The following is a 12167-nucleotide window of genomic DNA, read 5'->3' as shown; positions in this document are numbered from 1 at the left end:
GGAAATACTCATGAAAAAATCACTGATTGCAATTGCAGCAACTTTGGCTCTGACGGCATCGCCCCTCTGGGCGGAGCAGGTACTGCGCCTGTCGCATAACGCGGCGCCCGGTAATCCCAAGGCGGAAGCCTCGCTGAGGTTTGCCGAACTGGTGGATGCAAAGACTGAAGGCCGGATCAAGGTCGAAGTCGGGGGTAGTGCCCAGTACGGCGACGACGCCGAGTCACTCACCAATATGCGCCTGGGAACCATGGCTTTTAGCGCCAACTCCCAGGGCACTACCTCTGGTGTGGTGCCGGAGTTTGCAGCGCTGGGCCTGCCCTTCCTGTTCCGCAACCTGGAGCACGCCTACCAGGTGGTTGATGGCCCGGTTGGTGACAAGCTCGATGAACTGGCCAATGGCAAGGGATTGGTTTTGCTGGCGCTGTGGGACAACGGCATCCGTCACGTCAGCAACAACACCCGGCCGATCAGCACGCCGGAAGATCTGGCCGGTATCAAGCTGCGTACGCCGCCCGACCCCGTAACCCTCGATATCTTCAATTCCCTGGGTGCCAATCCGGCGCCGCTGGCGTTCTCCGAGCTTTATATCGCCCTGCAGCAGGGTGTCTTTGATGGCCAGGAGAACCCATTGATGAATATCTATTCGTCCAAGCTGCATGAGGTGCAAAAGTACATCTCGCTGACAGGGCACAAGTACGAAACCACGCCACTGCTGGCCAGCAAGATGATCTGGGACCAGATGTCCAAGGGGGATCAGCAAGCCGTGCGCGAGGCTGCAGTCGAAGCCGGCACGCTAAACCGCGAAATGTCGCTGGCCGCGGACGCCGATTTGCGCACGAAGTTGACCGATGCCGGAGTGGTGATCAACGAAGTGAACCAGGCGCCCTTCATACAGAAGACCAAATCGGTCTACGACAAGTGGTCTGAGCAATACCCTGATCTGGTGGCACTGATTGTTGCGGAGGCTGGCAAGCAATGATGACGACCCACTCACCCATTCCTGTGGCCAGAATTGGCGTCACAGCTCTGGTGGTGAAGTGGGTCGATGATGTGATCGTGGTCACCAGTTCGGTGATCGCGATCTCGTCCCTCGTCATCATGTTCGTTTCCCTGATGGCAGAGGTGATCGTCCGCTACGTCACCAACCAGGGTATGGGCTGGCCCACAGAAATGCCCAATCTCCTGTTCCCCTGGCTGGTCATGAGCGGCGTGGTGCTGGCGGCCCAGCGTGGTCAGCACATCGCCGTCACGGCGCTCAATGCCCTGCTGGGCCGAACCGGCAATCGGGTGCTTTTACTCGCTCAGCAGGTTCTGGTACTGGTGACCTTCTTCTACCTCGCCTGGGTCGGCCTCGATGTGGTTGCGATTACCGGCTCCGAGGTATACCCGGTGACCGGGATTACTGCGCGCTGGGCCTATCTGGCCCTGATAGTGGGCTTTACCGGACTGGGGATAACCGCGCTGACCACCTTCGTGCGTCTGCTGCAGGCAGGTGATCCACTCGCCGTGCGCAGACACCATATTGAGGAGGATGTATGACTCTTTTAATGATCCTGGTGTTTGGTGCTCTGCTGGTACTGGCGGTACCGGTTGGCTATGCGCTGGTTATCAGTGCAGGGCTGGCGGCGATTACCCTGGGGGGAATGCCGAGCGTCATTGCCGTTGTGAAGATCTTTCAGCCAACCCAGAGTTTTCCGCTACTGGCGATTCCGTTCTTTATGCTTTCCGGCAGCCTGATGATGGGAGGCACCCTTGGAAAGCGACTGATCCACTTCGCCACCACCCTGGTCGGCCGTTTTCACGGCGGTCTGGGTCAGGTTACTGTGGTTGGCTCTACCATCTTCGGCGGCGTGTCTGGGTCGGCGGTAGCCGAGGCCTCGGCGCTGGGCTCCATGCTGATTCCCTGGCAAAAACGCGAAGGCTATCCGGCGGCGTTCGCAGCTTCGGCGACAGCGTCGTCTTCGGTCATTGCCGGGCTTATTCCGCCGTCGATCCCGCTGATTATATTCGCGACAATTTCCAACCAGTCGATCGCGGCGCTCTTCCTTGCGGGCATCCTGCCGGGGTTGCTGCTGTGCTCCGGCTTCATGCTCATCTGCTACCTCTCGGGGCGTCTGCGCGGTTTCAAACGCCTGACCGCAGAAGTTACTCTGCGCGACATTCTGCGGGCCACTCTCAATGCGGCTCCGGCACTGGCCATGCCGGCCTTTATCGTTGTGCTGCTGCGGGCGGGCATCGCAACGCCGACCGAAGTCAGTGTGCTAGCGGTGTCCTATGGTCTGATGGTCAGTGCGCTGCTGTACCGTGACCTCACAGTACGCCGCCTGTATGACGCCCTGATTCATACCGCGGTGACCACCGGGGTGGTCATGCTGGTGATCGCTGCCTCCAACCTAGTGGGCTATGTCCTCACGGTGGAAGCCATACCGACCGCTGTCGCTGAGTGGGCTCTGTATACGCTCGAGTCGCCGGTGATGATCATTCTGATGATGAACTTGATCATGCTGATGATCGGCATGTTCCTTGACCTTCCGGCCGCGATACTGCTGTTGGGGCCGACCTTTGTGGCGATCGGCAATGCCATTGGCCTGGATCTGATTCAGCTCGGCATCATGATGGCGGTCAATCTCAGCATTGGGCTCTTCACGCCGCCCGTCGGTACGACGCTGTTTATTTCTGCGGCCATCTCCGGCGAGCCTGTGGGGAAAATTACCCGCGAACTTTGGCCCTTCTATCTGATGGCCATCACGGTTCTGGGGCTGATTTCCTTCGTGCCAGCGTTCACTCTCTACTAACATCACGAAAAGTCCCCGTGTTCGCGGGGACTTCGTTCTCGAAAAGGTTAAACCATGAAGACGATTGCATTCGCCGGACTCGGCGCGATGGGCCTGCCCATGGCCAAAAACCTGCTCGCCAGCGGCTTTCGCGTGCGGGGTATTGATCTGAACCCCCAGGCACTAGGCGCGCTCAGTGCGGCCGGCGGCGAGTCTGCGGACCCCGGCGTTGGGGCAATGCGGGCTGTCGATATCCTGATTTTGATGGTGGTCAATGCCGCCCAGGCCGAGCAGGTGCTGATCGCCGACGGGGCTCTGGCGGAGTTGAACGCGGGTGCGATTGTTTGCCTGATGGCCACTTGCCCTCCCGGGGCGGTGGAGCGCATTGCGGACCAGGTGGTCGCTGCGGGCCATCGATTTGTCGACGCGCCTGTCTCCGGCGGTGTTGCCGGTGCTGTGGCGGGGTCTTTGACCATTATGGCCGCCGCGGAGCGCGCCACCTTTGATGAGATGCAGCCGCTTTTCCAGACCATGGGGCAGCGGCTGTTTCATGTCGGGGAGCGGCCGGGTCAGGGCGCCATGGTGAAAACGGTCAACCAGTTGCTCTGCGGCGTGCATATCGCAGCTGTGGCCGAGGCCTTTGCCCTGGCGGCCAAGGTCGGTGTGGATCTGAAGGTATTGCTGGAAATCATGGGCGGCTCGGCGGCATCGAGCTGGATGCTGAAGGATCGTGGGCCGCGCATGCTGCAGCCAGATCCTGAGGTTACCAGTGCGGTGGACATCTTCGTCAAGGACCTAGGGATAGTGCTGGAGGCCGGGAGCGAGACCAGGGCTGCTCTGCCGCTTGCCGCTGCGGCGCATCAGCTCTTTCTTGCTACCTCCGGGCGTGGTGATGGCCGTGCCGATGACAGCCAGGTCATCCGCAGCTACTACGCCCTGAACGGGGTGCGTTAGCCCGCCGCTCGCGGACTTTGGCCTGTGCAGCGCAGCCATAACATTTGGAAATACCTGAACATCACTAGTATCGACGCCTTCCCAGCGGAAGTCGTCCGGGAGGTCTTTGTCATGACGCCGGAAAACCTGCAGCCTCTGGCCCACGCGATTCGCTTTCTTTCCATCGACGCCATAGTGCAGGCGGGAGAAGGACATCAGGGCGTGCCCCTGGGCATGGCTGAAATTGCCACAGCGCTTTTTACGCAGCACCTGAAGTACAACCCGGCGGACCCGACCTGGGCCGACCGGGACCGTTTTGTGCTGTCGAACGGGCACGGTTCAATGCTGCTGTATACGTTGCTCTACCTAAGCGGCTACGCCGACCTCAGCCTTGATGAAATCAAGCGCTTTCGCCAGCTGGGTTCGCTATGCGCCGGACATCCAGAGATCGATCCGGCCGCTGGTATCGAGGTCACCACAGGCCCGCTGGGTCAGGGTATTGCCAATGCCTTTGGCATGGCCGTCGCCGAGGCGAACCTGAGTGCGAAGTTCGGAATCGGGCTGGTCGATCACCATACCTACGCCTTTGTCGGCGACGGCTGTCTGCAGGAGGGTATTGGCCAGGAGATGATTTCGCTGGCCGGGCATCTGCAGCTGGGCAAATTGATACTGTGTTGGGATGACAACCGCATTACCGACGATGGCAGTACTGAATTGTCGATGAGCGAGGACGTTGCCGAGCGCTTTCGCGTGGCCCGCTGGCACGTTATCGAGGTTGACGGCCATGATATAGAGGCAGTGGTGGCGGCCATCGCATTGGCGAAGAAGGATCCTCGCCCGTCGCTGATCGCCTGCCGAACCGTAATTGGATCTGGTCTGGCGCGGGTGCAGGGGCAGCGCGGGGGGCACAGCGCCAGGCTTTACGCTGAGGATGCCGATGCCGCGCGGGAGCTGCTCGATTGGCCCCATGCGCCCTTTGTCGTACCAGACGAAACTCTGACCGCCTGGCGCGATGCGGGTCAAGGCTCTGTGCGCGAACACGCTGCCTGGCAAGCCCGACTTGCCGCGCTGCCCGCAGCTGAACGAGCCGAGTTCGAGCGCATTCAGGCGGGTGAGCTCCTCCAGGGTTGGCGTGAGCTGCTGCAGGCCTATAAAAGCCGTGCTGTGAACGAGACCGAGGCTAAGCCTGGGATTCATGCATCCGCCGAGATCAATGACTTGCTCGCGACAATTCTGCCCGAGCGTATCGTCGGCTGTGCGGACCTCGAGGCACCGACCTCTCATAAGCGCAGTCTGGCGGCTTTTACGGCCGATAACCGCGGGGGGGCCTATGTTCACTGTGGCGTACGGGAGCATCTGATGGGGGCTATGGCTAACGGCCTGGCGGCGCATGGCGGTGTTATTCCGCTTGCAGTGACCTATCTGGCGTTCTCCGAGTACGAGCGCCCGGCGATGCGCATGGCCGCGCTGATGGCGTTGCCGGTGAAATTTGTCTTCAGCCACGACTCCATCGGTGTTGGAACAAATGGCCCCACGCACCAGCCTGTCGAGATTCTGGCCTCGTTGCGGGCGATGCCCAATATGCTGCTGATGCGCCCTGCCGATGCGGTTGAAGCCGCTGAGTGCTGGGAGGTCGCGCTGGAACATCGTAGCGGCCCGTGCAGCCTGGTGTTTGCCCGCCAGGCGCTGCCACGGGTACGCCACTCCCATGTTGCCGAAAACCGGGTGCGCCGTGGTGCCTACGTGCTCACCGAAGCCGAAGGCGGCCTGCGGGTCGTTACCCTGCTGGCGACCGGCTCCGAGGTCGCGCTTGCGGTTGAGGCGCGGGCGCAACTGCAGGCCCAGGGTGTGCCGACCGCCGTCGTATCGATGCCCTGCTGGGAACTCTTTGACGCCCAGAGCCAGGCCTACCGTGACGCAGTGCTGGGGTCGGGTACGGTGCGCATCGGCATTGAGGCGGCGGTACGCTTCGGCTGGGATCAGTATCTGGGGAGCCGAGGTGACTTTGTCGGTATGGCGGGTTTTGGCTTGTCCGGCCCGGCGGAGCAGTTGTTTGAACACTTTGGTATCACCCCTGCGGCCATAGTCGCGGCGGCCAAACGCCACCTCTGAACTTAGCGCGGAGACGAATTCCCATGCACAGAATCATTTTTCTGGACCGTTCGACCATAGCGCCGCAGGTCGGCCTGCGCCGGCCCGCTTTCGAGCACGAACTGATCGAGTACGACCGCAGCCGCCCCGAGGAGGTGGTTGAGCGCCTGGCGGGCGCAACGATTGCGATCACCAACAAGGTTCGACTGGGGGCTGCGGAGCTGGAACAGCTGCCAGGCCTGCGTCTGATCGCGGTTGCCGCGACCGGCACCGACTGTGTCGACAAGGCTTATTGCCAGCGTCGCGGCATCGCCGTCGTGAATATCCGAGGCTACGCGGTGAACACAGTGCCGGAGCATGTCTTCGCGCTGATGCTGGCGTTGCGTCGCAATATAGTGGCGTACCGCGAGGATGTTATCGCAGGCGAATGGCAGAAATCGGGTCAGTTCTGCTTCTTTAATCACGCGGTCCACGATCTGGCCGGGGCGCGGCTGGGGATCCTCGGCGAGGGCGTGCTCGGTCAGCGCGTCGCCGACATTGCGCGCGTCTTCGGCATGGTGCCGCTGTTTGCGGCACACAAGGGCAGCAGCGGCTTTGGCCGGTTGTACACGCCCTGGGACGAGGTACTGGCAACAAGCGATATCATCACCCTGCACAGCCCGCTGACGCCACAAACCCGCGGCATGATTGCCCTGCCGGAGTTTCGTGCCATGCAACGTCGTCCGCTGATTATCAACACCGCCCGTGGAGGGCTGGTGGTGGAGGAAGACCTCGTCCGTGCGCTGGATGAGGGACTGATCAGCGGTGCGGGATTCGATGTCACCCTGGAGGAACCGCCGTCTGCCGAGAGTCCACTGATGCGTGTTGCGACCCGTGGGAATGTGATCCTCACACCCCATATCGCCTGGGCGTCCGACGAGGCCCAGCAGGCTCTCGCCGATCAGCTGATGGACAATATCGAGCAATTCGTCAAAGGTACGCCAACTAACCTGGTGGAAGGCGCCTACTAACCAGGGCGTTTATGGCCTGGGACCTGCAGACGTGCCGGGTTTCAGGCCGGTCCTTCGAAATGCCAGGCAGTGCTTTGCCGGTAAACCTCGTCAGGCGTCAGGGCAATGGATGGGAAGGCCGGATGATGGGGCGCATCGGGCCAGCGCTGGGCTTCCAGTGCCAGGCCTGCGTGGGGGCCGTAGGCTGTCTGGCTGATGCTGTGCAGTGCTGGTGCATTGATATGGCTGCCATCGTAGATTTGCAGGCCGGGTTCTGTTGTATCCAGGCGCAACCGGATGCCGGACTTGGGGCTGTACAGGCTGGCGACCGGGCGCAGTGGCTGCACTGTGCGGGACAGGCAGAAATTGTGGTCATAACCTAAATGGGGCTCGACGTTGCGTAGCGGTCGCGGGGAGCGAAAATCGAATCGGCTGCCCTGTACGGGGGCGATCTCGCCGCTGGGAATCTGTTCGCTGTCCACCGGCAGATAGTGTTCGGCGTCGATCAGCAGCTGGTGATCCAGTATGTCGGGGCTGCCATCGAGGTTGAAATAGCTGTGGTGGGCGATATTGCACAGGGTGGCGGCATCGGTGCGCGCTTCAATTTCCAGCTGCAGTGTTGCCGGGGCAATAATGCGATAGGTCAGGCGTATATCCAGATTGCCGGGAAAGCCCATATGACCATCGGCCAGCTTAATACCCAGAGTGATGTGGCCGTCGTCCGCCTGAATGATGCGCCACAGCTGGGCATGCAGGCCGTCTTTGCCACCGTGCAGCAGGTGCTTGTCTGCTCCAGGCATATGCAGGGTACAGTCGATACCACCAATGCGGGCGTGCCCGCCTGCAAGGCGGTTGGCGACCCGGCCGACATTGGCACCGAAGTAACTCATGTCGTCCAGGTAGGGCTCAAGCTCTGTGGCGCCCAGCACCAGTGGGTGCTCAACGCCCTCCAGCCGCAGATCCTGCAAGGTGGCACCGTAGGTCAGAATTGCGGCGCGCAGCTTGCCCCGGCGCAGCCAGAGACGCTGCACCGGTATGCCGTTGTTCAGATATCCGAAAACTTCTGTCTGCGCCACGGCCTGCGCCCCTATTTTGTTGCCGCTGTAGTGAGCCTGGCGCGGTTTAGCGCAGGCGCTTTTCACTCTTGGCGTCAAAGAACAAGGCATCTTCTGGCGCGAACTGGACGTTGGCGCTGGAGCCGCTACGGGCCATGGACTTGCCTCTGGCCTCGACTACAAGGCGCTCGCCGGTCGGGGCGTTCAGGTAGATATAGGACACTCCACCCAGCTCTTCGGCGATATCTATTTTCAGCGGGCCTGTGCCGGACTCCAGCATCATGGTCTGCGGCCGCACGCCCACAGTCACGGCCGTGCCCTGGGCTGGCAGTCCAACAGCGGTTTCGATAATGCGATCAGCCAGGGCGGGTACGCGCACGCCCTGCCCCTGTACCACGCCTTCGAGGAAGTTCATGCCGGGGGAGCCGATAAAGCCTGCGACAAACTTGTTGTCCGGGTCATCGTACAGGTGCAGCGGTGAACCGACCTGCTCTATGTTGCCTGCGCGCAGCACTACTATCTTGTCGGCCAGGGTCATGGCTTCGACCTGATCATGGGTGACGTAGATCATGGTGGCGCCGATTTCGTTGTGCAGCCGTGCTATTTCAACACGCATTTCAACGCGCAGTTCGGCATCGAGGTTCGACAGCGGTTCGTCGAACAGGAAAACTTCGGGGCCACGCACTATGGCACGACCAATGGCAACACGCTGACGCTGGCCACCGGAAAGAGCCTTGGGCTTGCGCTTGAGATAGTCGTCGAGCTTGAGAATACGGGAGGCTTCCCCGACTTTCTGGGCGATGACGTCCTTGGGAACCTTGTTCATTTTCAGGCCAAAGCCCATGTTCTCTTCGACCGTCATGTGCGGATAAAGCGCATAGGTCTGAAACACCATGGCGATGCCGCGTTCGGCCGGGTCCGCCTTGGTGACATCGCGCCCGCCGATGCTCATCTGACCGCTGGTGGTCTCTTCCAGACCTGCAATCATGCGCAGTAGCGTGGACTTGCCACAGCCTGACGGGCCGACGAAGACGCAGAACTCACCTTCCTTGATATCCAGGTCGATGTTGTGGATGACTTCCACGGCGTCGTATTTCTTGACTATATTTTTTAGCGATACGCCTGACATGATAACTCCCGATATTTCTTATTGGGTTGTTTCGGGGAACCGCCATGCTTCGGCCTGAAGGCCGATTCTACGGGCGGTCTCGAGAAGATCCGGTTTGAATTTTTCCAGTGTTTCCAATGAGTAACGCTGTGTGGATGTGGTTATTGACATCCCGCCCAGCACCCTCCCGGTGCCGGACAAAATAGGTGCTGCAATGCAGATGATATTAGGCTCATGCTCTTCACGGTCGAAGGCAATGCCCTGGGTACGGATGTTGTCCAGTTCAGTGCGCAGCGCTTCGGCCGATGTCAGTGTGTGGGCCGTATAGCGGTGATAGGCCTGCTGCTTGATACATTGTTCGCGTGTGGCGTCGTCGAGAAAGGCCAGCATGGCCTTGCCAACACCGGTGCAATAACCCGGGCCTATTTTGCCGGCATCGGAAAACATCATCAGCGGCTTGGCCGGATTGCGTTTGTCCACGTAGAGCACCTGGCCATGATCCAGCTGCGCCAGATGCACGGTTTCGCCCAGCTTGTTCGACAGTTCATCCAGAAACGGACGCGCAATGGGCGCCAGGGACGACTGCTGCCAGGCGGCGTGAGCCAGTTTCACCAGCCGCACACCCAGGCTGTAGAGTTGCCTGTCGGGGTCGTAGCTGAGCATGCCCTGGCTGGTCAGTGTTTGCAGCAGGCGGTAAAGCGTGGCCTTGGGATGTTCGCTTTCGGCAAGCAGTTCGCTAAAGCGTACCGGGCGACCTTTTGCCGCCACTTCATCCAGCAAATTCAATGCTTTGCCTACGGTTCCATCGCTGTTTTTCTTTGTTGTCATCGGTATTTCTCCGGCGCTCTGCCATGCCAACCTGCGTTGAAACTGTTGACAAGAGTAGGCCTAATCAAGCATATTTTCAATAGTTGAGACGAGGTTTCAATAAATGGAACCAGTTAGTGGCTCGTTCAAGAGTGACCGGCGCCGAGCGTCCGGTCAGTAAATTGACCCAGCAAAAGAGAGTAACCTATGAATAACAAAAACAAAGTGTTCAAACACGGACTGGCAGTAGCACTGGCGAGCGCCCTGTTTGGTTCTACCGCCTTTGCCGGCGAACTTGTGATTAACACCGATACCTCGGACCCGGCGCCCAAGGAGGCGTTTGAAACCCTGGTGAAAGGCTTTGAGGCTGAAAACCCGGACGTAAAAGTTACTCTCAATCTGTTTGACCATGAGGGCTACAAGACCTCTATCCGCAACTTCCTTACCGCCGACGCGCCTGATCTGGCGAGCTGGTATGCCGGCAACCGCATGCTGCCCTATGTTAATGCTGGGCTCTTTGAACCGGTGGATGATGTCTGGGACGCCAATGGCCTGAACAAGTCTCTCAAGTCCGCTGCAGCTTCCATGACCATCGATGGCAAGAAGTGGGGCATTCCCTATACCTACTATCAATGGGGTATTTATTACCGCAAGGATCTGTTTGCCCAAAACGGCATCGAAGTGCCCACCACCTGGGCTGAATTCAAGGCCGCAGGCGCCACGTTGACCGCCGCGGGCATCACGCCCATTACCATAGGTACCAAGTACCTCTGGACTGCCGCTGGTGTCTTCGATTATCTGAACCTGCGCACCAACGGCTACGACTTCCATATGGCGCTGACCAAGGGCGAAATCTCCTGGACGGACGAGCGTGTGCTCAACACCATGAATCACTGGAAGGAACTGATCGACGCCGGATTCTTTATCAAGAACCACGCGGCCTACAGCTGGCAGGAAGCGCTGGCGCCGATGGTACAGGGCGAAGCGGCCATGTATGTCATGGGCAACTTTGCCGTGGCACCGCTGCGTGAGGCAGGCCTTGGCGATGATCAGCTGGGCTTCTTCCCGTTCCCTGAAATCACCCCGGGAATCCCGCGCGCAGAAGATGCACCGACCGATACCCTGCATATACCGGCCAATGCCAAGAACAAGGAAGATGCCAAGAAATTCCTCGCCTACCTGGCCCGCGCCGATGTTCAGACTGAAATGAACAAGACCCTCGGTCAGCTGCCGATTAACGCCGACTCTACCGCCGGTGACGATGTCTTCCTGCAGCAGGGCTTCGAGCTACTGTCCAACGCCGAAGGCCTGGCGCAGTTCTTTGACCGTGATGCTCCCGCCGAGATGGCGAAAGCCGGTATGGAAGGCTTCCAGGAATTCATGGTGAAACCAGAACGTCTGGATACCATTTTGAAACGTCTCGAGAAGGCTCGTCTGCGCATTTACAAGTAGTCACTGATACAAGGCCCCGGCTGCGTTCTGCAGTCGGGGCACCTACGCACTTCGAGGGTCCTTCACCATGCGTGCTTACTGGAAAGCCAATCAGCTCAAGCTGGCGCCCTGGCTATTTTTGCTGCCGGGCATCCTGATGTTTCTGATGTACGTCATCATCCCGATCTTTCAGTCCCTGAATGTCTCTTTCTATGCCTGGGATGGCCTGGGGGAGAAAGAATTCGTTGGCATGTCCAACTATGTTGAGCTGATGGATGACGAGGCGTTCTACACATCGCTGAAGAATAACCTTATCTGGCTGGTGCTCTATATGCTCGCCATTCCGGCCGGGCTCTTCGTGGCATTGTTTCTGAATCAGACAGTGCGCGGCATTCGTATCTACAAGTCGTTGTTTTTCTTCCCCTTTGTAATTTCTCAGGTGGTGGTGGGTCTGGTATTTGCCTGGTTCTACGACCCCAATTACGGCCTGCTGAATATTCTGATCAACGCGCTGGGCTTTGATTCCATTGCTGTACTGGCTGACGAGCGTTTCGTGACCTACGGCATCATAGTCGCTGGGCTATGGCCGCAGACCGCTTACTGCATGATTCTGTACCTGACCGGCCTTAACGCCGTGGACCCGGAGCAGATCGAGGCGGCCCGGCTGGATAACGCCAAGGGCTGGCGCATGCTGTGGTACGTGATACTGCCGCAGCTCAAACCCGCCACCTTTATTGCCATAGTCGTGACCGTGATAGGTGCGCTGCGCAGCTTCGATTTGATCTCGATCATGACCGACGGCGGCCCCTGGGGATCGAGTCGGGTGCTGGCGTTTTACATGTATGAGCAGGCGTTCTCCGAATACGGTTTCCGCATGGGCTACGGCGCGGCTATTGCCGTGGTGCTGTTCGCCATCATGATGGTCTACATCACCGGGTTCCTTTACAAAATGTACCGCGACGAGAGAGGACGCTGA

The 12167-nt window shown here is 59.5% G+C and carries 11 protein-coding genes; 8 read left to right on the top strand and 3 right to left on the bottom strand.

Annotated elements, in window-relative coordinates; genetic code table 11:
* Positions 1-10: 10 nt before the first annotated feature.
* The 6 genes from MPRO_RS06260 (at position 11) to MPRO_RS06235 (ending at position 6811) form a co-directional block, all read left to right on the top strand.
* Positions 11-982: a TRAP transporter substrate-binding protein gene (locus MPRO_RS06260; RefSeq protein WP_067288958.1), complete on the top strand. Its 972-nt coding sequence runs from the start codon at positions 11-13 to the stop codon at positions 980-982.
* Positions 979-1542 carry a TRAP transporter small permease gene (locus MPRO_RS06255; RefSeq protein WP_216821252.1) on the top strand — a complete coding sequence of 188 codons (564 nt, stop codon included), beginning with the start codon at positions 979-981 and terminating at the stop codon, positions 1540-1542. Before MPRO_RS06260 ends, MPRO_RS06255 begins: the two co-directional genes overlap by 4 nt.
* Positions 1539-2798 carry a TRAP transporter large permease gene (locus tag MPRO_RS06250; protein ID WP_067288957.1) on the top strand — a complete coding sequence of 420 codons (1260 nt, stop codon included), beginning with the start codon at positions 1539-1541 and terminating at the stop codon, positions 2796-2798. Before MPRO_RS06255 ends, MPRO_RS06250 begins: the two co-directional genes overlap by 4 nt.
* Before the next feature lie 54 nt (positions 2799-2852).
* Complete coding sequence (locus MPRO_RS06245; protein WP_067288955.1) at positions 2853-3731, top strand: NAD(P)-dependent oxidoreductase; 879 nt, start codon at positions 2853-2855, stop codon at positions 3729-3731.
* A 111-nt stretch (positions 3732-3842) separates the two neighbouring features.
* On the top strand, positions 3843-5822 hold the full coding sequence (gene tkt / locus MPRO_RS06240) for a transketolase (RefSeq protein WP_067288951.1): 1980 nt from the start codon (positions 3843-3845) through the stop codon (positions 5820-5822).
* A gap of 23 nt (positions 5823-5845) precedes the next feature.
* Positions 5846-6811, top strand: a complete 966-nt coding sequence (locus MPRO_RS06235) for a D-2-hydroxyacid dehydrogenase (RefSeq protein ID WP_067288947.1) — start codon at positions 5846-5848, stop codon at positions 6809-6811.
* Between the two features lie 41 nt (positions 6812-6852).
* Here the strand turns inward: MPRO_RS06235 and MPRO_RS06230 are convergent, their stop codons facing one another.
* Genes MPRO_RS06230 through MPRO_RS06220 form a run of 3 tightly spaced genes read right to left on the bottom strand, consistent with a single transcriptional unit; the run spans position 6853 to position 9781 of the window.
* Positions 6853-7866, bottom strand: a complete 1014-nt coding sequence (locus MPRO_RS06230; RefSeq protein WP_067289419.1) for an aldose epimerase family protein — start codon at positions 7864-7866, stop codon at positions 6853-6855.
* Between the two features lie 46 nt (positions 7867-7912).
* Entirely contained in the window at positions 7913-8974 is a 1062-nt protein-coding gene (locus MPRO_RS06225; protein WP_067288943.1) for an ABC transporter ATP-binding protein, read from the bottom strand.
* An 18-nt stretch (positions 8975-8992) separates the two neighbouring features.
* Positions 8993-9781 carry an IclR family transcriptional regulator gene (locus tag MPRO_RS06220; protein ID WP_067288939.1) on the bottom strand — a complete coding sequence of 263 codons (789 nt, stop codon included), beginning with the start codon at positions 9779-9781 and terminating at the stop codon, positions 8993-8995.
* Between the two features lie 186 nt (positions 9782-9967).
* On the opposite strand from MPRO_RS06220, the gene MPRO_RS06215 reads away from it, so the two are divergent.
* Together MPRO_RS06215 and MPRO_RS06210 are read left to right on the top strand one after the other, a co-directional pair.
* The gene (locus MPRO_RS06215) at positions 9968-11212 is read left to right on the top strand and encodes an ABC transporter substrate-binding protein (RefSeq protein WP_067288936.1); all 1245 of its coding nucleotides are present in this window, start codon (positions 9968-9970) and stop codon (positions 11210-11212) included.
* A gap of 67 nt (positions 11213-11279) precedes the next feature.
* Positions 11280-12167 (top strand): carbohydrate ABC transporter permease, encoded by an 888-nt coding sequence (locus MPRO_RS06210; RefSeq protein ID WP_067288932.1) that lies wholly within the window; start codon positions 11280-11282, stop codon positions 12165-12167.

Origin of the sequence: Marinobacterium profundum (assembly GCF_001528745.1) — a bacterium.
Classification (GTDB): domain Bacteria; phylum Pseudomonadota; class Gammaproteobacteria; order Pseudomonadales; family Balneatricaceae; genus Marinobacterium_A; species Marinobacterium_A profundum.
This window is presented reverse-complemented; position numbering and strand designations above follow the sequence as displayed.

Bases quoted from the DNA above. Each gene is read 5' to 3' on its own strand.
- tkt (WP_067288951.1), top strand. From the start codon at position 3,843: ATGACGCCGGAAAACCTGCAGCCTCTGGCCCACGCGATTCGCTTTCTT.
- MPRO_RS06245 (WP_067288955.1), top strand. From the start codon at position 2,853: ATGAAGACGATTGCATTCGCCGGACTCGGCGCGATGGGCCTGCCCATG.
- MPRO_RS06235 (WP_067288947.1), top strand. From the start codon at position 5,846: ATGCACAGAATCATTTTTCTGGACCGTTCGACCATAGCGCCGCAGGTC.
- MPRO_RS06250 (WP_067288957.1), top strand. From the start codon at position 1,539: ATGACTCTTTTAATGATCCTGGTGTTTGGTGCTCTGCTGGTACTGGCG.
- MPRO_RS06260 (WP_067288958.1), top strand. From the start codon at position 11: ATGAAAAAATCACTGATTGCAATTGCAGCAACTTTGGCTCTGACGGCA.
- MPRO_RS06225 (WP_067288943.1), bottom strand. From the start codon at position 8,974: ATGTCAGGCGTATCGCTAAAAAATATAGTCAAGAAATACGACGCCGTG.
- MPRO_RS06210 (WP_067288932.1), top strand. From the start codon at position 11,280: ATGCGTGCTTACTGGAAAGCCAATCAGCTCAAGCTGGCGCCCTGGCTA.
- MPRO_RS06215 (WP_067288936.1), top strand. From the start codon at position 9,968: ATGAATAACAAAAACAAAGTGTTCAAACACGGACTGGCAGTAGCACTG.
- MPRO_RS06220 (WP_067288939.1), bottom strand. From the start codon at position 9,781: ATGACAACAAAGAAAAACAGCGATGGAACCGTAGGCAAAGCATTGAAT.
- MPRO_RS06255 (WP_216821252.1), top strand. From the start codon at position 979: ATGATGACGACCCACTCACCCATTCCTGTGGCCAGAATTGGCGTCACA.